General features: G+C 54.1%; 18 protein-coding genes. 8 read left to right on the top strand and 10 right to left on the bottom strand.

Annotation, left to right across the window (positions count from 1 at the left end; translation table 11 throughout):
* Positions 1-14: 14 nt before the first annotated feature.
* Together KGP21_RS20075 and KGP21_RS20080 are read right to left on the bottom strand one after the other, a co-directional pair.
* Positions 15-560, bottom strand: coding sequence for a fimbrial protein (locus KGP21_RS20075; RefSeq protein ID WP_021806088.1), 546 nt, complete (start codon positions 558-560; stop codon positions 15-17).
* A gap of 463 nt (positions 561-1,023) precedes the next feature.
* Positions 1,024-1,926: a transcriptional regulator gene (locus tag KGP21_RS20080; protein ID WP_021806089.1), complete on the bottom strand. Its 903-nt coding sequence runs from the start codon at positions 1,924-1,926 to the stop codon at positions 1,024-1,026.
* A gap of 212 nt (positions 1,927-2,138) precedes the next feature.
* Between KGP21_RS20080 and KGP21_RS20085 the strand changes: the two genes are divergently transcribed.
* Positions 2,139-2,585 carry a hypothetical protein gene (locus KGP21_RS20085; protein ID WP_223499687.1) on the top strand — a complete coding sequence of 149 codons (447 nt, stop codon included), beginning with the start codon at positions 2,139-2,141 and terminating at the stop codon, positions 2,583-2,585.
* A 524-nt stretch (positions 2,586-3,109) separates the two neighbouring features.
* The gene (ypdK, locus tag KGP21_RS20090; protein ID WP_099782600.1) at positions 3,110-3,184 is read left to right on the top strand and encodes a membrane protein YpdK; all 75 of its coding nucleotides are present in this window, start codon (positions 3,110-3,112) and stop codon (positions 3,182-3,184) included.
* Positions 3,185-3,252: 68 nt separating this feature from the next.
* Here the strand turns inward: ypdK and KGP21_RS20095 are convergent, their stop codons facing one another.
* The 3 genes from KGP21_RS20095 to KGP21_RS20105 all read right to left on the bottom strand — a co-directional run bounded on the left by KGP21_RS20095 (position 3,253) and on the right by KGP21_RS20105 (position 6,048).
* Complete coding sequence (locus KGP21_RS20095; RefSeq protein ID WP_021806091.1) at positions 3,253-3,777, bottom strand: cytochrome b; 525 nt, start codon at positions 3,775-3,777, stop codon at positions 3,253-3,255.
* Positions 3,778-4,153: 376 nt separating this feature from the next.
* Positions 4,154-5,386 carry an alanine transaminase gene (gene alaC, locus KGP21_RS20100; protein ID WP_021807019.1) on the bottom strand — a complete coding sequence of 411 codons (1,233 nt, stop codon included), beginning with the start codon at positions 5,384-5,386 and terminating at the stop codon, positions 4,154-4,156.
* A 119-nt stretch (positions 5,387-5,505) separates the two neighbouring features.
* Positions 5,506-6,048 (bottom strand): GNAT family N-acetyltransferase, encoded by a 543-nt coding sequence (locus KGP21_RS20105; RefSeq protein ID WP_223536110.1) that lies wholly within the window; start codon positions 6,046-6,048, stop codon positions 5,506-5,508.
* A gap of 169 nt (positions 6,049-6,217) precedes the next feature.
* Between KGP21_RS20105 and KGP21_RS20110 the strand changes: the two genes are divergently transcribed.
* From KGP21_RS20110 to KGP21_RS20120, 3 genes are all read left to right on the top strand, one after another.
* Positions 6,218-7,462, top strand: a complete 1,245-nt coding sequence (locus KGP21_RS20110) for a DUF1479 domain-containing protein (RefSeq protein ID WP_223536114.1) — start codon at positions 6,218-6,220, stop codon at positions 7,460-7,462.
* A gap of 108 nt (positions 7,463-7,570) precedes the next feature.
* Positions 7,571-9,262 (top strand): sensor histidine kinase, encoded by a 1,692-nt coding sequence (locus tag KGP21_RS20115; protein ID WP_059201425.1) that lies wholly within the window; start codon positions 7,571-7,573, stop codon positions 9,260-9,262.
* Positions 9,259-9,993: a LytTR family DNA-binding domain-containing protein gene (locus tag KGP21_RS20120; RefSeq protein ID WP_021807023.1), complete on the top strand. Its 735-nt coding sequence runs from the start codon at positions 9,259-9,261 to the stop codon at positions 9,991-9,993. The genes KGP21_RS20115 and KGP21_RS20120 overlap by 4 nt, the downstream gene beginning before the upstream one ends.
* On the opposite strand, the gene KGP21_RS20125 is transcribed toward KGP21_RS20120, so the two are convergent.
* Positions 9,994-10,332: a DUF2502 domain-containing protein gene (locus tag KGP21_RS20125; RefSeq protein WP_223536117.1), complete on the bottom strand. Its 339-nt coding sequence runs from the start codon at positions 10,330-10,332 to the stop codon at positions 9,994-9,996. It lies immediately after the preceding gene.
* Positions 10,333-10,716: 384 nt separating this feature from the next.
* Between KGP21_RS20125 and KGP21_RS20130 the strand changes: the two genes are divergently transcribed.
* Positions 10,717-11,943 carry an OFA family MFS transporter gene (locus tag KGP21_RS20130; protein WP_223498155.1) on the top strand — a complete coding sequence of 409 codons (1,227 nt, stop codon included), beginning with the start codon at positions 10,717-10,719 and terminating at the stop codon, positions 11,941-11,943.
* Between the two features lie 58 nt (positions 11,944-12,001).
* On the opposite strand, the gene glk is transcribed toward KGP21_RS20130, so the two are convergent.
* Positions 12,002-12,964 (bottom strand): glucokinase, encoded by a 963-nt coding sequence (glk, locus tag KGP21_RS20135; RefSeq protein ID WP_021807027.1) that lies wholly within the window; start codon positions 12,962-12,964, stop codon positions 12,002-12,004.
* A gap of 332 nt (positions 12,965-13,296) precedes the next feature.
* On the opposite strand from glk, the gene KGP21_RS20140 reads away from it, so the two are divergent.
* Complete coding sequence (locus KGP21_RS20140; RefSeq protein WP_059201428.1) at positions 13,297-14,544, top strand: ion channel protein; 1,248 nt, start codon at positions 13,297-13,299, stop codon at positions 14,542-14,544.
* Here KGP21_RS20140 and KGP21_RS20145 read toward each other — a convergent pair.
* Complete coding sequence (locus KGP21_RS20145) at positions 14,541-15,233, bottom strand: aspartate/glutamate racemase family protein (RefSeq protein ID WP_021807029.1); 693 nt, start codon at positions 15,231-15,233, stop codon at positions 14,541-14,543. The two genes, KGP21_RS20140 and KGP21_RS20145, sit on opposite strands and share 4 nt — an antisense overlap.
* A gap of 69 nt (positions 15,234-15,302) precedes the next feature.
* Positions 15,303-15,761 (bottom strand): multidrug/biocide efflux PACE transporter, encoded by a 459-nt coding sequence (locus KGP21_RS20150; protein ID WP_021807030.1) that lies wholly within the window; start codon positions 15,759-15,761, stop codon positions 15,303-15,305.
* A 99-nt stretch (positions 15,762-15,860) separates the two neighbouring features.
* On the opposite strand from KGP21_RS20150, the gene KGP21_RS20155 reads away from it, so the two are divergent.
* The gene (locus KGP21_RS20155; RefSeq protein WP_094982027.1) at positions 15,861-16,751 is read left to right on the top strand and encodes a LysR family transcriptional regulator; all 891 of its coding nucleotides are present in this window, start codon (positions 15,861-15,863) and stop codon (positions 16,749-16,751) included.
* Here the strand turns inward: KGP21_RS20155 and KGP21_RS20160 are convergent.
* A complete protein-coding gene (locus KGP21_RS20160) occupies positions 16,727-18,388 on the bottom strand; it encodes an alpha-keto acid decarboxylase family protein (RefSeq protein ID WP_209530283.1) in 1,662 nt (553 codons plus the stop codon). The genes KGP21_RS20155 and KGP21_RS20160 overlap by 25 nt on opposite strands.
* Positions 18,389-18,566: the final 178 nt, after the last annotated feature.

Raw genomic sequence — 18,566 nt, forward strand, 5'->3', positions numbered from 1 at the left:
CACGGCTGGATGTCTTACAGGTAGATGATGGTGTAATCCACCTGGGTATTAACCGTACCTGGCGTGACCGTCCCGTTCGCATAGTATTGCGCGTAATAATTCATTACGCCGCCACCGGAGCTAATATCAACGGCCAAATCGCCTTGGCTATGTGCGCTACCCGCCATGATGCTGCCCAGATTGGCGTTCAACAGCTGAACCTGGACGTTGGTCGCCGTGCCCGATGCCGAGTTGTTCAGGCGACCGGTGCTCTGTTCAACATAAGCGCCCGCTTCGAAGAAGGTGCTGGCAGTATTAAGTGTAGCCCCCGCACAGTTGGTCAGTGCGATGCTGAAAGGTGTTGCCCCTGCAGTTGCCCCAACGGCTGGCAGCGCAGAGATGGAAATGGTCGGCAACGTTACCGTGGCGTCTTTAGACTGGTTGTTGACCGAAATATCGCAAGTAGTGTCAGTAATGGTGCCATTGATGGTAATAGTGCCATCGGCTGCCAGGGCTGAGCCCGCAAAAGTCATACCGATAACAGCGGCCAGCAGGGTAGTTTTGGTGTTGTAAAATTTCATAATGATCCTAATCCGTTATAAGATAACTGTAGTTAACCAAGCACATTGCCGATTGGTGCGCCCGAGAAGCTTTACTGTCATCGGTCCGTTATTTACCATCCTGCCGTACTTGTTTGTTTCCACCGTTCTGCGATAACTTCGCAGGTTCCGTGGTGAGCGTCACCAGTCAGTTACTTAAGAACAATCCTAACCACCCGTTGACGAGAAAAATCTTAACCCACAAGCGGTATAAAAGAATCATTAACTATTAAATTGGAATTATTTAGGTTTAAAATCCAAATTTAATGTTTTTAATGGCCTGTTTTATGCGTAAAACTCTACACGGTCTCATTGTTAAGCACAAAAAACTTGTTTGTTTTATGTTCATTTCATACAAAAATTAAACAATTCGGCTAATTGTTGCCCACCCCACCAAAAAACCAGACTACTGTTGCAATGATCAGGCCCATTCTTTTACTTAGCCTTACTGCAACAACGGCAAACTGTCGTTCTCTAGCCCTGAGCAAAACTCTATTTTGTGCTCACGTACGATAGTGCAGCGAACAAAAAACAGGCGACTCACGCCAGAAATAAAAGAACGAACCTGGTTGCTGCGTACCACTAGCAGGTATTCATCTGCCCGGCATTCGGCTTTTCGTTGCTCCACATAGGACAACATGTCCTGATTCAGACTGGAGCTGGGGACCCCTGACTGCGTGGATGTCGACATAAATACCTTGCAACTCCCCGCCTTGCCAAGAAACACCTCCTGTCTGGCCAGTGAATTGGTGGCGTACATCGTAGATGCGATCCCCAGTACAAAAACCAAACCAGCAACCGTCGCGATCAGACCCCAACCAAGACGTTTTTTGTTGGCAGGAGCAGCAATCTCTACGCTTGTCGGCAGATCGGGCTCATCGTCTGCCTCGGAAGTTGAAGCAATATCATCGTCAGTCTCGGCTTCGGTTTCCAGCCCGCTCTCTAATGGCAAATAGGCCTCATCACTCACTGTCTGTGCAGGGACTAACGGGGTAAAATGTCCATCGTCTTCCTGGCTGATTTCAACCTGGATCTCGCGGCGCAACATAAACCCTATCTTCGGCACGGTGACAATCACCTCATCATCGATCCCCATCACCTTAAGCACCCGGCGCAACTTGCTCACGCATTGATTAAGGTTGTTATTGCTGGAGATCATGCCGTAGTCGTCCCACACCTTTTTGAAAATCACCTCACGTTCCACGGGTTTGCCATAGTTGGCGATCAGTAATAGCAAAAGACGTTTGGCGGGATTGGAAATAGCCGTGGGCTCGTCGGAAAAGTCGCTTGGACCCAACGTTCCGGTATCACCATCAAACAGCACACGATCGTTAAATCTGTATTTCATGTTAATCCGGATCATCATTGGGCTATAGGATAATTCTGGCATAAGTTGCTAATAAAACATCAGTCACCGTCCAAAAAAAATACTGCATAACCCTGTTTTCAGCTTGGCGGCCTACACAGCGATTATCCCCGTGCTTTAAGGACGCCAATCTCTGGCATTGTTGTCGCCAACCGGTCACAATGCGGCTCACTTCCCCCCAAGCAGGAAATATGATGCCTTGCCACTATCCCGCCCATTACGCCTTCGATAGCGAAAGCGATGCCTGGCAAATTACCCTACGGGATTTCCCCGAGCAGCAAGCCGCCTGCTACAAACGTGAGGATGTCGAACTGGAGGCGCAGGAAAGCCTGCTGACGGCTATCGCCATTGAAATGGAAGAAGGGCGCCCGGTGCCTGCGGCCTCCGCATTGCAAAGCGGTGACATCGCCCTGCATTTACCGGTGCTGGTGAAATTAAAGCTGGAACTGCACAACCATATGTTGAGCAGCAACACCTCAAAAGCACTGCTGGCACGCCAGATGGGCCTTAACGGTGCTCAGATCGATCGGTTGCTGGATGTGGCCTATGCCTCGAAGGTTGAGGCCCTTGAACAAGCCCTGTTTCTGCTCGGCTACGAAGTGCATACCAAGGTAGTGGCGATCCGCCAGCAATCAGAATAAATAGTTTGCCCAGAGAGTAAATTTTTACCGTTTTGCGCCGATAGGGTTATTAAACAACCACCGATTGCAAAGTGAAGGCTAAAAATGGAACTCAACCGTCGTCATGTCTGGGCCGCTATCCTGCTTTCTTGTCTGGTCTTCTGGGCTATTCTGATCGCCAGCGTCAGCGCCGTAGCCTGATGCCTTGTAACAAACTGTTACTTATGGCATTTATCAACCATCCCACCTCGTAGGGATGCTGCATACTGCGCCCGTTTCAACTCACTGCAGGGTAAAAAACCGACAAAAAATGTGATCAAAAACACAGTATTGAAATGGGTAGGATTTTGGGAGTACATTAGCGCCGATCCTGTTGTGATTCCTGGTTAACCTCAAGGAACTTGAATCGCAACGACCGGTAAATCGTAGCTCTGGACGTTGTTCCTTCTGATTGAAGAACCCGCCATCCGCCGCTGATTTGCCACAAAATACTCAGACAACAATCGGGATCGTTGGTTTGCGAGGACTCCACAAGGAGTTGTTACGTGAAATACTTTTTGATGGGCGTTTCATTCATGCTGGTTGCATGGGTAGGCACCTTCATGCTGATGGTTGCCTAACGGCAATCTCGCCAGGTACATTGATAAAGGGGCGCTTCTGCGCCCCTTTGTTGTTTCTGCAGCGCGAACTATTTGCCGGGCATCATCCGGCGCAGGGTGTCGTCACCGCGCACATAGTGATGATAAATGGCGGCCAAGGCATGGATGCCGACGATGAAATACCCCGTGTTTGCCAAGGTTTCGTGCACCATTTTCAGCGTGCGGCGTATGCCCGCGTCAGGCGTGATCCACTGCGGCACCTGCCAGCCCAGCAGCAACCACTGTTTGCCCCCATAGGCCAACGTCAAGAAGCCCAATATCGGCAACGATAAAAACAGCAGATACAGCACCCAATGGAGCATTTTCGCCCCTAGCGCCTGTAGTTTCGGCAAGGCCGGAGTGATCGGTGGAGTAGGATGCCGGTGGCGTAGCCCAAGGCGGATAAACATCAGCACAAATACCGATAGGCCGAAGTTAAAGTGCAGATCCTTCACCAATGCCGCGCTGTCATCCGGCACAGAGTCCTTCAGCAATATGGCACTGTAAGTCAGGATCACCATCACCAGCGTCAGCCAGTGCAGGAGGATTTGTGATTTTGCAAAACGAACGCTCATAGAGACTCCCACTAAATTCGGTATTAGCAGAGCATAGCGGATAACAACTGAAGATAACCTTAAGTAGAAGAAAAATCAGGATGGTGGGTACGTAAACATGCCCCTCACCCTAACCCTAACCCTCTCCCACAGGGAGAGGGGACCGATCGAGTGGGTCTGAAAATACGGTGGCACACCTTGGCTGGGGTGGCGATCGAGTTAGTTTTTGGTTTGCGTAACACCTTATCTTTCTTGTTTTTGCTCCCTACTTTCCGAAGCTGCGCGGACCAACCAAGCGCTCCGGCCAGCTCCCTCTCCCTGTGGGAGAGGGTCGGGGTGAGGGGCAACAGCGATTGCCTAATCTCAGGCAACACATCAGTCCCCTCAAGATGGGGTGTTATTTGGTAGGAGGAGTCGCCGTTTTAGCTGGCTTGATTAATCCATCAGCACGGAACATCGCCTTGATACCGCGCACCGCCTGGCGGATACGATCCTGGTTTTCAATCAAGGCAAAACGCACATGGGTATCGCCGTAATCGCCAAAGCCGATCCCCGGCGATACGCACACTTTAGCCTCCGCCAACAGACGCTTGGCGAACTCCAGCGACCCCAGATGCGCGTAAGGCTCAGGAATTTTTGCCCACACATACATCGAGGCTTTCGGATTCTCTACCATCCAGCCAGCTTCGTGCAGCCCTTTCACCAGCACGTTACGGCGCTGGCGATACTGCTCGGCAATGTCCAACACGCACTGCTGATCGCCTTCCAATGCGGCGATAGCGGCCACCTGCAGCGGCGTAAAGGTGCCGTAGTCGTGGTAGCTTTTAATACGTGCCAATGCGCTAACCAGCTCAGGATTCCCCACCATAAAGCCAATACGCCAGCCGGCCATATTGTAGCTTTTCGACAAGGTGAAGAATTCTACCGCAATGTCTTTGGCTCCCGGCACCTGCATGATCGAAGGCGCTTTCCAGCCGTCATAGACGATATCGGCGTAGGCCAGATCGTGTATCACCAGCACGTCATACTGTTTCGCCAGTGCCACTACCCGCTCAAAGAAATCCAGTTCTACACACTGCGCAGTCGGGTTGGATGGGAAGCCCAGGATCATCATTTTTGGCCGCGGAATACTTTCACGAATGGCGCGCTCTAGCTCACCAAAGAAATCCACGCCGTCCACCAGCGGCACGGAACGCACCTGCGCACCGGCGATCACCGCGCCATAAATATGGATCGGGTAACTTGGATTCGGCACCAGCACCGTATCCCCATGATCGAGCGTTGCCAACATCAGGTGCGCCAGGCCCTCTTTCGAGCCAATAGTCACAATGGCTTCGCTTTCGGGATCGATATCGACCTGATAGCGTTCCTGATACCAGTGCGAAATAGCACGGCGTAGGCGCGGAATACCGCGAGAGGTTGAGTAGCCATGTGTATCATCACGCTGGGCTACGGTACAGAGTTTCTCTACGATATGCGGCGGCGTCGGGCCATCCGGGTTACCCATGCTGAAATCGATAATATCTTCCCCGCGACGGCGTGCAGCCATCTTCAGTTCAGAGGTGATATTAAACACATAAGGGGGCAGGCGTTCGATGCGCGTGAAACGGCGCGGGTTGTTATCAGACATAGTTACCTCGAAGAGACGTTAGCGCCCGGACCATCCGAGCGACGTTGGCCACAGAATGGCCGAACATCGAACATAACTCAGGCTTGTCAGGCTGTCGAGCCCCTCGCATAACAATTTTTTTACCGTTCGGCAGCCGCAAATTCCGTCGCCAACAACCCCAACCGCCAGTCATTACACCACCGGTCCGCCAGGCGGAAATTGTCACGCAGCGTCCCTTCCAGTTGAAAACCACAGCTCTCCAACAGACCCCGTGAGGCTAAATTCCCCTCTGTCACCGTGGCATACACTTTGTGAAACCCGCAGGCATTGAAGGCAAAGTCCAAGATCACAGGCAGCGACTCTTTGCCATAACCTTTCCCCTGCCCTTCCGGCAGGCTGCCAAAGCCCACTTCGGCCTGCTGGCAAGAGGACCACTCAGGGCGAAACCCGGTCATTCCCACCGCTTGACCGCTGCTTTTTTCTCTCATCACCAGGCATAGCCAGCGATCGCAATGCTTATCCCATGTGGGCAAGCGTGCTTCGAAACGTTCGCGGATCTCGTGTTCCGGCAGCGGATCGGCAATGTAACGGATCACCTGGGGATCCTGGAACAGACGTAGGAATAACGGCCAGTCATCCGCGGTTAGCGATGTCAGCAGCAAGCGAGGTGTTTCCAATTTCATCAGATAAATCTCCGAAAAACGAAAAAGAGGAAGTTACGAATGAAAGATATCCCTTTATTTTCCCCTATTAAATCCAGATAATCATTAACCAGGTTACAACAAAACAGCAACTTTATAACGCTACCCTACCACTAACATCCTCGCCCACCGGCGGGCCAAGGAGAACACCATGGCTTCATTACTTATCGATGATGTGCCTACCGCAATAAAAAGCGTCAAGCAGCAGTTACGCCAGGCTTTACCCAACTATCGCGAAGTCTTCCTGGAACTGGAAGACAATATTCGCCAGCAGGTGGAGCAAATCCGTCAGGAACTGGCCAACGGCCAGGACCCGGTGCCGCAGGTGGACGCCGAAGATATTCTGCAACAACGCGTTACCGAACAACAAATTGCCCTGATTAAACAGCGCGGCGTGTGCGCCATTCGAGGCGTATTCCCACGCAGCAAAGCCGAGGCCTGGAATCAGGAGATTGGCGACTATCTCGAACGCAATAACTTCGTCGAGCGGTTAAAAAATGCCGCCGAAGATAACTACTTTGGCAAACTGGCCGCCAGTAAGCCACAGATCTACGGCATTTACTGGTCGAAGCCTCAGGTCGAGGCTCGTCAAGATCAGCGCATGCATGCGGTGCAGGTGTTCCTCAACAGCCTGTGGGCAACCGAGAGCAACGGCAAACAGCACTTTGACCCAACGCGCGTTGCTACCTATGCCGATCGTACCCGCCGCCGTCCGCCAAACTCCTCTTCACTGGGCCTTTCTCCGCATGTGGATAGCGGCACCATCGAACGCTGGTTGGATGAGAATTTCCGCTACGTCTATCGTCACGTGTTCTCCGGCAACTGGCAGCAATACGATCCCTTTGCCGCCGATGGCCGCACCGAAGTGCGCGAGATCGCCTCACCGGCGGTTTGTTCCATGTTCCGCACTTTCCAGGGCTGGACAGCGCTGACGCCGCAACATACCCATGCAGGAACGCTGAACGTAGTACCGATCGCCAACGCCATGGCCTATATCCTGCTGCGCGCCCTGCAAGACGATGTGGCGGATGACGATCTGTGTGGGGCCGCCCCAGGCCGGGCGTTATCAATCTCGGAACAGTGGCATCCCCTTTTATTAAGTGGGTTATCCCCTATTCCCGATCTGGAGCCGGGAGATACGGTATTCTGGCACTGTGACGTGATCCATTCGGTAGAAAACGAGCATAACGGCGAGTTCGACAGCAACGTGATGTACATTGCCGCCGCGCCGGGTTGCGAGAAGAACGATGCCTATCTGCAACGGCAGTTGCCAAGCTTCCTGTCAGGTAAAAGCCCGGTGGATTTTGCTGCAGATGATTTCGAAGTGGATTTCATTGGCCGCGCCACCGTTGAGCTGCTGACGCCGCTCGGCAAGGAACAGTTGGGGTTTAAATAACCCTGATGACCGCGGTGTACTCCGGCCACCGCGGTCATTGCCACGCTGTGATATACTGTGGTCTCCCGTTCGTCGCAGTGAGCCGCCGTTGTGCACCCTGTTTTTGAAATGTTGTTAGCGGTATTCGATCGTGCCGCCCTGATGTTGATCTGCCTGTTTTTCCTCACCCGCACCCGGCTGTTTCGCCAGCTGTTGCAAAAGGAAGATCATACTCCGCTGGAACTGGCCGCAGTCACGGCCATCTTCTCTCTGTTCGCCCTGTTCAGTACCTATTCTGGCATCAATGTCGAAGGCTCTCTGGTTAACGTACGGGTGATCGCCATCATGGCCGGGGGGATCCTGTTTGGCCCCTGGGTTGGCATCATTACCGGCATTATCGCCGGATTGCACCGCTATCTGATCGATATCGACGGTATCACCTCGGTTCCCTGCCTGATCACCAGCATTATTGCCGGGATCGGCGCCGGTTATATCAACCTGAAGGTGAAGAAAGGCCAGCGCTGGCGTGCCGGGATCTTGGGGGGCATGCTATGCGAATCACTCACCATGCTGCTGATCGTTGTCTGGGCCAAACCCACCGAACTCGGGCTGGATATCGTGTCTAAAATTGCCCTGCCGATGATCCTCGGCACGGTGTGTATCGGCCTGATCGTGCTGCTGGTGCAAAGCGTCGAAGACGAAAAAGAGGTGATTGCGGCACGGCAGGCCAAGCTGGCGCTGGATATTGCCCGCAAAACGCTGCCCTATTTCCGTAATATCAATAGCGAATCGCTGGCCACCATTTGCGAAATTATCCGCCACGATATTAATGCCGATGCGGTCGCCATCACCGATACCCAACATGTGCTGGCCTACGTTGGCGTGGGAGCAGAACATTACCCACTCGGGCGCGCAGGGCTGAGCCGAGTCACGCTGGAAAGCATCCAGCAGGGCAAAATCATCATCAAAAACAACCTCGAGAACCAGACCGCACCGCAGATCCATTCCCAACTGGTGATCCCGCTATGGGAAAAAGGTGAGGTGACCGGGGCGCTGAAAATTTACTACTGCCATGCCCATCAGATCACTAATACGCTGAAGGTGATGGCGGTTGGCCTATCGCAGATTATCTCCACCCAGATGGAGGTTTCGCGCATCGAGCATCTGCGCCAAATGGCGGACAAGGCCGAAATGCGCGCGCTACAAAGCAAAATCAATCCGCATTTCCTGTTTAATGCGCTGAACGCCATCTCGTCGTCGATCCGGCTAAATCAGGATACCGCCCGCCAGTTGATCATCAACCTGTCGCGTTACCTGCGCTATAACCTGGAACTGAACGACGAACTGATCGATATCCGTAAGGAACTGCATCAGATCCAGGACTATATCGCCATCGAGCAGGCGCGCTTCGGCAGTAAGCTGACGGTGATTTATGACATCGACGACGATATTGCCGTACGCATCCCTAGCTTGCTGATCCAGCCGCTGGTGGAAAATGCCATCGTGCACGGTATTCAACCCTGTAAAGGGAAAGGCGTGGTGGTGATCGCGGTGAAAGATCGGGGCGATCGCGTCAGGATTTCGGTGAAAGATACTGGCAACGGCATCGATCCGCTGGTGATCGAACGCGTTGAACGCAATGAAATGCCTGGCCACAATATCGGCCTGCTCAACGTGCACCACCGGGTTTCCCTGCTGTACGGTGAAGGATTACGCATCCGACGGCTGGAGCCGGGAACGGAGATCGCCTTCTACGTCACCAAAAACGGCAATAAACTGCATAGCGAAAACAGCCCACAACCTGCCGGGGAACAACTATGAAAGCCATCATTGTGGAAGATGAGTTTCTCGCCCAGCAAGAGCTGACTTATCTGATTAACAAACACAGCAATATCACCATCGAAGCCACCTTTGAAGACGGCTTGGACGTGCTGAAATATCTGCAAACCCATCAGGTTGACGCCATTTTCCTCGATATCAATATTCCGTCGTTAGACGGCGTATTGTTGGCACAGAACATCAGCAAGTTTGCGCATCGTCCGTCAATCGTGTTTATCACTGCCTATAAAGAGCATGCGGTGGAGGCGTTTGAGATCGAGGCGTTCGACTATATCCTCAAGCCGTATCATGAGGCACGCATCATCACCATGCTGCAAAAGCTGGAGGCATTGCATAACCGACCAGCGCAGACGCCAGAGCCTAGCGCACCGGCGAATCGTACCAGCCACAGCATTAACCTGATCAAAGACGAGCGCATCATCGTCACGGACATCAACGACATCTACTACGCCGCCGCCGATGAGAAAGTCACGCGGGTGTATACCCGGCGCGAAGAGTTTGTAATGCCGATGAATATCACCGAGTTTTACCAGCGGCTGCCGGAAGAGTTTTTCTTCCGCTGCCACCGTTCGTATTGCGTCAATCTATCCAAGATCCGGGAAATCGTTCCCTGGTTCAACAACACCTATATTCTGCGGCTGAGCGATCTGGATTTTGAAGTCCCGGTCAGCCGCAGCAAGGTCAAAGCGTTTCGCCAACTGATGCGGTTATAGTTACCAACGTGGGCCTCGCGGGCCGTGATCCCGTTGGTAATAGCGTGGTGGTGGTGGTGGCATGTGGTAATAACGTGGGCCATCACGCCATTCACGACGTGGGGGGCCGTAGTAAACCGCCCTTGGCGGTGGGCCGTAATATCCGCGTGGGCCATAATGCTCGTGCCACCAGCGCGGTTCACGCCAGCGATAACCATCCCAGTAATGGCCACGGTCATCACGATCGCCAATATGCAGCGACATTCCAGGCACATTGATGCCGACAGAAATATCCGCATGGCTCACCGCAGGCAATGAAAGCGGCAACAACGCAGCCAATAACAACAGCACTTTTTTCATCAGGTCTCTCCCAGAGCATGGAACGGGTCCATTTACCGATCACAGTAGTTCCGCACCGGTACGTTCTCTATAGGACGAAAGCCCAATTACGCCTTTCAGGCATATCCTTCACAATTACCACACAGTTTGCCGCAGCGCTTTGGCCATCTTTCTGACATATCTTTGATGTAGATCACGCCCGGCAGGCCGCATTCCAACGGCTTTTTAGCCCTTATTCGGCAACTCATGCAGCGATAACGGCATTTCATTCCTCGGCAGCGGCAGTTCATTCCCGATCCGCCATTGGCAACGATCGCCCCCTTTATAATAAGCCCATACCGCAGGGCTCTGGTTGCCTTGCTAATTTTGCCAATGGGCAACGCCAATACAGGAAGGAGACCGGCCATGAACAGCAAACCGGCAAATCGCAGCTTAATCGTTCTCGGCACCATCATCTGCCAGATGGGCCTCGGCACTATCTATACCTGGAGCCTGTTCAACCAGCCGCTGGTAGACAAGTTCCACTGGGGCCTTGGCGATGTCGCTACTACCTTCTCGATCACCAGCTTCTTCCTGGCCTTCGCCACGCTGTTCGCCGGTAAGCTGCAAGAACGTTTTGGTATTCGTAATCTGACGCTGGTTTCCGGCGTGCTGGTCGGCCTAGGGTTGATTGCCAGTGCCCACGTGCAATCGCTGGATATGATTTATCTGTTAGCGGGCGTGGTGGTCGGTTTTGCGGTGGGTATCGCTTACATCTCTACCCTGTCCAACCTGATCAAATGGTTCCCGGACAACAAGGGGCTGATTTCCGGCATCTCCGTCGGGGCGTTCGGCAGCGGCAGCCTGTTGTTCAAATACGTTAACGCCGCCCTGATTAGCGGTGCCGGTGTCTCTGCCGCCTTCTTCTACTGGGGCGTGATCGTGATGGCGCTGATTGTGCTGGGTTCCATGTTGCTCAAAGAACCGGTACAGGTTTACCAACAGGCTAACCACGGTACGCTGGGCAACGATTACACCGTGCGCCAGATGCTGGCCAGCAAAGAGGCCTATATGCTGTTCGTGATTTTCTTCGCGGCCTGCATGAGCGGCTTGTATCTGATTGGTATCGTTAAAGACATGGGCGTACAGCTGGCCGGGATGGATTTGGCCACCGCCGCCAACACCGTTTCCGCCGTAGCAATCTTCAATACCGCAGGCCGCATCATTCTAGGCACCCTGTCCGATAAAGTAGGTCGTATGCGCGTCATCAGCTTCACCATGCTGGTCACTATTCTGGCGATTGCCGCACTGAGCTTCCTGACGCTGAGCCATACGCTGTTCTTTATCTGCGTCGGCGCGGTCGCCTTCTGTTTCGGTGGCAACATTACCGTCTTCCCGGCGATTGTCGGTGACTTCTTCGGCCTGAAAAACCACAGCAAAAACTACGGCATCATTTATCAGGGCTTTGGTCTGGGCGCGCTGGCTGGGTCGTTTGTGGCCAACCACTTCGGCGGCTTCCACGCGACTTTCATGGTGATGGGTGTGCTGTCGGTGATTTCACTGCTGATTACCCTGTTTATCAAAGCGCCGAAAGCGGTTGAGCAGGAAGAAGAGTCTCACGCAGAGCCTGTGTTGGCCAAAGCCAACGGCTAAGAGGCGAGTAAAAAAAAGGGCGCTGCCAAACCGGTAGCGCCTTTTTTTATTGTGTTGATTACAGATGCATACCCAGCGTCTGCCGCAGATGAGCGCCAGCCCCCAGCAGCCCCGGTTGGGAATGGGTGATCATAAACACCGGAATTTCTCGCACGTAGTCTTTAAAGCGGCCCTTGTCTTCAAAAGCAGCGCGGAATCCGGAGGCCTTGAAGAACTCCATAAAGCGCGGCACGATGCCCCCGGCGATATACACCCCGCCAAACGTCCCCAGATTCAACGCCAGGTTGCCGCCAAACCGACCCATGATCACGCAGAACAGGGACAGGGCACGGCGGCAATCGGTACAGCTGTCCGCCAGCGCGCGCTCGGTGATATCTTTGGGTTGCAGCTTCTCCGGCAGGCGCTTGTCTGCCTTGACGATGGCACGGTACAGATTCACCAGCCCAGGGCCAGACAGCACGCGTTCCGCAGAGACGTGCCCCACTTCGCCACGCAGCACCTCCAGGATGATGTCCTCCTCTTCACTGTTCGGTGCAAAATCTACGTGACCACCTTCACCCGGCAAACTCACCCAACGACGGTTTACGTGTACCAGGTGTGATACCCCCAGCCCCGTACCCGCACCGTAAACGGCAATCGGTCTATCCTTTTGCGCTTTGCCCCCGCCAAACTGCAACACGTCATCTTCGGACAGCATCGGAATCGCCATCGAAACCGCAGTAAAATCGTTAATCACTTCCAGGTGCTTTAAGCCCAGGTTCTCTTTCATCGCTTTGATGGAGAAGGCCCAGGTGTGATTGGTCATGGCGACCCAATCCTCGGTTACCGGGCAGGCGATGGCGATACAGGCATCCTGAACCTCCAGTTGCAGCTCGGCTAGGTATTGGCGGATCACCGCTTCCAGGCTATCGAACTCCAGACCAGAATAGGTTTTCGCCTGGGCGATCTCGCCCGTCTCGACAGTGCACAGCGCCAGGCGGGCATTGGTGCCGCCAACATCACCTACGAGGGCATAGGTCATCGGTGTTTCTCCCTAAAATGAAAAATGCGAAATTGGGTACACTGTAAAATCACGCCGCCCAAACAACAATCGGCATTCTGCGGCCCGCTGCTCAATAGCGATCCAGATCACAAAAAACGTTTCAGCCAGACCCTATTTCACCGATTTATACCGTCGGTTACAGATTGGTGCAAAAAACATGAGATGAAAGCGATCGCGTGCGGCTACCATTAGCGAAATCGCTCCGTTGGAGCTATATACTATGCAAACCATTTCTCTGAGGCCTGGCGATTCTGCTGGCTTTACTCTCTGTTTTCCCTGCCAATCAGGGACGTGACAACAAGGGATCCCGCATGCTGCATCCGCGCGCCAATGCTATGTTGGCCTTCGCCCTGCCCGCGATCGTTATCGGTTCCGCCTCCAGCCTGATCCTTATCTTGCTGATGGAAAGTGCCAACGTGCTGCAGAATTGGCTGTGGGTTCGCCTCCCGGAGCTGCTCAATATCGATAGCCATTCCCCTTGGTGGACCATCGGCATGCTTACACTGACCGGTATCGCCGTTGGGTTAATCGTACGCTTCGTGCCGGGCCATGCCGGGCCAGATCCGGCTACCGAGTCGCTGATTGGTATGCCTTTGCCGCTGGCCGCCGTACCGGGGTTGGCATTAGCCTTGATGGTGGGCCTGGCGGGTGGCGTCAGTTTGGGGCCGGAAAACCCGATCACCGCCATCAATATTGCCCTGGTGGTCGCACTGGGTGCCAGGTTATTGCCAAAGGTGCCGAAGATGGATTGGATCATCCTCGCCGCCGCTGGCACGATTGGCGCAATGTTTGGTACACCGGTTGCCGCCGCTCTGATTTTCTCGCAAACGCTAGGGGGAAATAACGAAGTCCCCTTGTGGGATCGGCTGTTTGCCCCGCTGATGGCCGCTGCCGCCGGTGCCGTCACTACCCAGATGTTCTTTACCCCGAACTTTACCCTACAGCTTGATGCTTACAATGTGACCCGGCTACGCGATATCTTCAGCGGCTCGGTGGTCGCGCTGATCGCTATTGCCCTGGGGATGGTGGCGATCTGGTGCTTCCCACGCATGCACCACATGTTCCATTCGCTGAAAAACCCGGTATTGATGCTCGGGCTAGGTGGCCTGCTGCTAGGTATCCTTGGGGTCATTGGCGGAGATATCACCCTATTCAAAGGATTGGATGAGATGAAACTGTTGGTGGTCGACGGCAGTTTCACCACCAGCCAACTGCTGGTGATCACTCTGACCAAGCTGGCCGCCCTGGTGGTCGCAGCGGCGTGCGGATTCCGCGGCGGGCGTATTTTCCCGGCGGTATTTATCGGCGTCGCGCTGGGGTTGATGTTGCATCAGCATGTCCCGGCGGTTCCGGCAGCGATCACCGTTTCCTGTGCCATTATGGGGTTGGTGCTGGTGGTAACTCGCGACGGCTGGCTGAGCCTGTTTATGGCCGTAGCGGTGGTGCCAGAGCTGCACCTGTTACCGATACTGTGTATTGTAATGTTGCCCGCCTGGTTGATGCTGGCGGGCAAACCTTTGATGCTGGTAGTAAAATACCAGCCTCCACATGAAGACTAGGCCAGAGCATACTCGGCAGCGGCATGCGCATGAATGGCCGTGGTGTCGAATACTGGCACGGCGGCATCTTGTGCGCTAACCAACAGGCCGATTTCAGTGCAGCCAAAGATGATCCCCTCGGCGCCCTGCTGTTCCAACTTGGCAATAATCCGGCGATATTCATCGCGTGAAGTATCAACGATTTTGCCCAGGCACAGCTCTTCATAAATGATGCGGTGTACGATATCGCGATCGGCAGCATCCGGCGTAACCACTTCGATAGCAAATTTGTCCTGCAAACGCCCACGGTAAAAATCCTGTTCCATGGTAAAGCGCGTGCCGAGCAAGCCGATACGGCGGATATTTTGCTGGCGTACCTGCAATGCTGTGGCATCGGCAATATGGATCAGCGGCAGGCCGCTGGCCTGTTCCACCGCATCAGCTACCTTATGCATAGTGTTGGTACAAATCACAATGGCCTCGGCACCGGCAGCACGCAGCGAAGCGGCGGCCGCTGCCAGCAAACGACCAGCGCCTTCCCAATCACCTTGGTGCTGCAAGCGCTCCACTTCATGAAAATCCACGCTGTAGAGCACGATTTTGGCTGAATGCAGGCCACCAAGCCGCTGTTTCACCTGCTCGTTGATCATTCGGTAATAGGGGATGGTGGATTCCCAACTCATCCCGCCCAATAATCCCAACACTTTCATTCAGTTCTCCTTGGCTGTGACTCACTATCAACCAGACATTACCCGAGAACGACCTGACTGACGAAGCAATTATTTGCTGTGCGAACTGCTAACCTTCGCCTGGCGCGGCTCAAACCAACGCTGGCGCAGGGTATCGTAGACCCAGTTATACGCCATGGTATAAGGCAGGAAGAACAGGAAGAAACCGATCTCCAGCACAAAAGCCTGCCACAACGAAATATTGAGCATAAAGGCGGCTATCGGCAGACCAATCAGTACAAACCCGGCTTCAAAGCCAAAGGCGTGGCCAATACGCACTTTCAGCGTTCTGACCACTCGGCTCACCGGCCACAGCCGATCAAAGATCGAGTTATAGACGATGTTCCACAGCATGGCGACGGTAGATAACATGACCGCCAGCGCCCCGACCTGCGCCATCGAGCGGTTAAGCAGCCACGCCCCCAAAGGGGCACAGATCATCACGGCGATAGCTTCGAACCCCACGGCGTGAACGATACGTTCAACCAACGACTTGTTTTGCAACTGCATACTTCACCTGTTTTGTGACCGTTATTGAAAATGTCAGGTGATTATCATCGGTTTTTTGCGTAGATTAAAAATAGGTTCCATCGATAAAGTAGATACATCATGCGCTATTCCCCAGAAGCCCTACTGGCCTTTGTTGAGGCTGCCGCGTTAGGCTCGTTTTCTGCTGCCGCACGCAGACTGCGCAAAAGCCAGTCCACCATCAGCACCGCCATTGCCAATCTGGAGGCGGACCTTGGGCTGACGCTGTTCGATCGCCAGGCGCGCCAGCCTGTATTGACGGAAGCTGGCCGCAAGGTGCTGGGCCACGTGCAGGAAATCCTCGCAGCCAGCGAGCGACTCGATGCGCTGAGCATCCGCTTGGGGGACAATATCGAACCGCGGCTAACCATCGTATTTTCCGATACCTATCAACCCAACCATCACGATAACCTGCTGAAACATTTCGAGCGGCGTTATCAGGATATTGAGCTGGAATGCATGATCGCCGAAGGGGAGGATGTACTGGATCTGCTACAGACTGGCCGCGCTCACCTGGGGATGCTGGCGGTACAACCCACCTACCCCCCCGAGATCGCCGTCGCCAGGCTGCCAGAGCAGACTGAAATGGGGGTGTTTGTTGCTCATGACCATCCGCTGACCCGTCTCCCGGCCCTGACACAGGCCCACCTTGCCAGCAGCCGCCAACTTTACCTCAACACCTATACCAGTAACAACGCAACCAAACCGCGCGGGCGAACCTGGTCGGCGCCCAGTTATCTGATGCTGTTGGAGATGGCGGAACAAGGGGCGGGTTGGGCGATACTACCGCACTGGCTAGTCAAACAGTACGGGCGGCAACGTCTGACAGAGCTGAAAATGCGTGGCTGGCCGCAAACCATCTCAGTCGATGCCGTATGGTCCAAGCTTACCCCGCCGGGGCCGGCGGGGCTGTGGTTATTGGATCGCTTACTGGAAAACGCCGCCGATCAAGCCGCCGCATTACGCAATTGAATAGCCCGCGACACGCAATCGAGCAGTTCGGGTATGTCCATTTTCGGCAACACTACCTCGATAAAGGCCAGTTGATCGCTACCACCGACCTCATCAAGCGCCGCACGCAACTGCTCAGGTTCGGTGACACGCAGGCATTTCAACTGACGATCGAGCGAAAAAGCCTGCGATAACCGCGTCCAATTCCATTGCGCGATATCGTTATAGCGCTGTTCTGGCCCGTGGATGGCTCGCTCGATGGTGTAACCGTCATTATTCAGCAGCAAAATCACTGGCTTTTGCCCATCGCGCAACATGCTGCCCAACTCCTGCACGGTAAGCTGAGCGGCTCCATCGCCAATCAATAATATAACCCGACGCTGAGGCTCAGCAGTCTGCGCGCCAAATGCAGCCGGTAAGGTATAGCCGATCGAACCCCATAAGGACTGTACGATAAACCGGCACCCCTGCGGCAGCGTCAACGATGCCGCGCCAAAGCAGGCGGTGCCCTGCTCAGCAATCAGGATATCTCCCGGCTGCAAGAAGTCTTGGATTTGCTGCCAGAAACCATGTTGATCCAGACCGCTAGCTCTCGGATCCGGCAGCGCTGGCCGTTTGATCGACGGCAACGTCCATTTGCTGGCTAACGATAACGTTAGTTGGTGTAAGGCCTTCACAGCGTCCCGCATCGGGATCTGGCTGAACACCTGCTGGCCTACACGCGCCTCGAACGGCTGAATATCGATGCATTTATCCACCGGCAGGTTATGACTAAAACCGGCGGTGATGGCATCGGTGAAACGCACCCCAACGTTAATCACCACATCGGCACCCTCAATCTGCTGCTTGACCTGCGGATCGCTGGCGGCTCCGGCATAGGTTCCGGTGAAGCAGGCATGAGTTTCATTCAACACGCTTTTGCCTAACAACATTGTTGAATGGGGAATATTGACCTCATTCATCCATTGTTCCAGCACGAGTTCGGCACCGAAGCGTTCGGCCAGAAAATCCGCCAGCAGGGCAACCCGATGGGCGGCCTGCAGTTTTGCCCGTGCGGCAGCGATAAATGCCTGTAGGGAAACGTCGGACAGATTGGGTTGACGCAACACCAAAGGTGCCGGACGCGAAGCCAACGGCGCTTCAGCAACGTCACTTGGTAACAGCAGGTACACCGGGCGGCGCTCGTAGAGTGCGGTGGTCAATAGGCGATCGATTTCCGCTTCCGCATTGCTGGCCGTCAGGCTGGCCTGGGCGATGGTTACCTCTTTCGCCATACGAGCAAAATGGCCGAAGTCCCCATCCCCCAACGAATGGTGCAGCAAATCCCCGGCACGCTGTGCTCGCAAAGCCGGGGCGCCAACAATGTGGATCACCGGTAGGTACTCGGCATAGCTGCCGGCAATGCCGTTTATCGCACTTAATTCACCCACACCAAAGGTGGTCAACAGTGCCGCGGCTGGCTTACAGCGGGCATAACCATCGGCAGCATAGGCGGCGTTTAGCTCGTTGGCGCAGCCTACCCAGGTTATCTGCTGATGATCAATAACATGATCGAGAAACTGCAGGTTGTAATCTCCCGGTACGCCAAAAAAGTGGCGAATTCCAATCTGGGCTAACCGATCGAGAAGGTAATCTGCCACCGTATAGCTCTTGCTCATGATCATCACCTAGGTAACGGAAGAATGGTTAGCATTAAGTATTAGAGATTTAGCCGAAATCTCGAACTTTATCACCAGAGATGAACTGGAAACTCTGCTTTACATCTACGCACCAGCAGCATGCAGCAGGGATCATCCATAAGCAGTTTGAATAAATGGCGAACAATTAGCGTGATCT

Origin of the sequence: Serratia sp. JSRIV004 (genome assembly GCF_019968705.1) — a bacterium.
Classification (GTDB): domain Bacteria; phylum Pseudomonadota; class Gammaproteobacteria; order Enterobacterales; family Enterobacteriaceae; genus Chania; species Chania fonticola_B.

Coding starts and splice junctions, on each gene's coding strand:
- KGP21_RS20075 (WP_021806088.1), bottom strand. CDS start 560: ATGAAATTTTACAACACCAAAACTACCCTGCTGGCCGCTGTTATCGGT.
- KGP21_RS20095 (WP_021806091.1), bottom strand. CDS start 3,777: ATGAGCGTTCGTTTTGCAAAATCACAAATCCTCCTGCACTGGCTGACG.
- KGP21_RS20115 (WP_059201425.1), top strand. CDS start 7,571: ATGTTGTTAGCGGTATTCGATCGTGCCGCCCTGATGTTGATCTGCCTG.
- KGP21_RS20130 (WP_223498155.1), top strand. CDS start 10,717: ATGAACAGCAAACCGGCAAATCGCAGCTTAATCGTTCTCGGCACCATC.
- KGP21_RS20080 (WP_021806089.1), bottom strand. CDS start 1,926: ATGAAATACAGATTTAACGATCGTGTGCTGTTTGATGGTGATACCGGA.
- KGP21_RS20085 (WP_223499687.1), top strand. CDS start 2,139: ATGCCTTGCCACTATCCCGCCCATTACGCCTTCGATAGCGAAAGCGAT.
- KGP21_RS20120 (WP_021807023.1), top strand. CDS start 9,259: ATGAAAGCCATCATTGTGGAAGATGAGTTTCTCGCCCAGCAAGAGCTG.
- KGP21_RS20110 (WP_223536114.1), top strand. CDS start 6,218: ATGGCTTCATTACTTATCGATGATGTGCCTACCGCAATAAAAAGCGTC.
- KGP21_RS20150 (WP_021807030.1), bottom strand. CDS start 15,761: ATGCAGTTGCAAAACAAGTCGTTGGTTGAACGTATCGTTCACGCCGTG.
- KGP21_RS20155 (WP_094982027.1), top strand. CDS start 15,861: ATGCGCTATTCCCCAGAAGCCCTACTGGCCTTTGTTGAGGCTGCCGCG.
- KGP21_RS20160 (WP_209530283.1), bottom strand. CDS start 18,388: ATGAGCAAGAGCTATACGGTGGCAGATTACCTTCTCGATCGGTTAGCC.
- glk (WP_021807027.1), bottom strand. CDS start 12,964: ATGACCTATGCCCTCGTAGGTGATGTTGGCGGCACCAATGCCCGCCTG.
- KGP21_RS20125 (WP_223536117.1), bottom strand. CDS start 10,332: ATGAAAAAAGTGCTGTTGTTATTGGCTGCGTTGTTGCCGCTTTCATTG.
- KGP21_RS20145 (WP_021807029.1), bottom strand. CDS start 15,233: ATGAAAGTGTTGGGATTATTGGGCGGGATGAGTTGGGAATCCACCATC.
- KGP21_RS20140 (WP_059201428.1), top strand. CDS start 13,297: ATGCTGCATCCGCGCGCCAATGCTATGTTGGCCTTCGCCCTGCCCGCG.
- KGP21_RS20105 (WP_223536110.1), bottom strand. CDS start 6,048: ATGAAATTGGAAACACCTCGCTTGCTGCTGACATCGCTAACCGCGGAT.
- alaC (WP_021807019.1), bottom strand. CDS start 5,386: ATGTCTGATAACAACCCGCGCCGTTTCACGCGCATCGAACGCCTGCCC.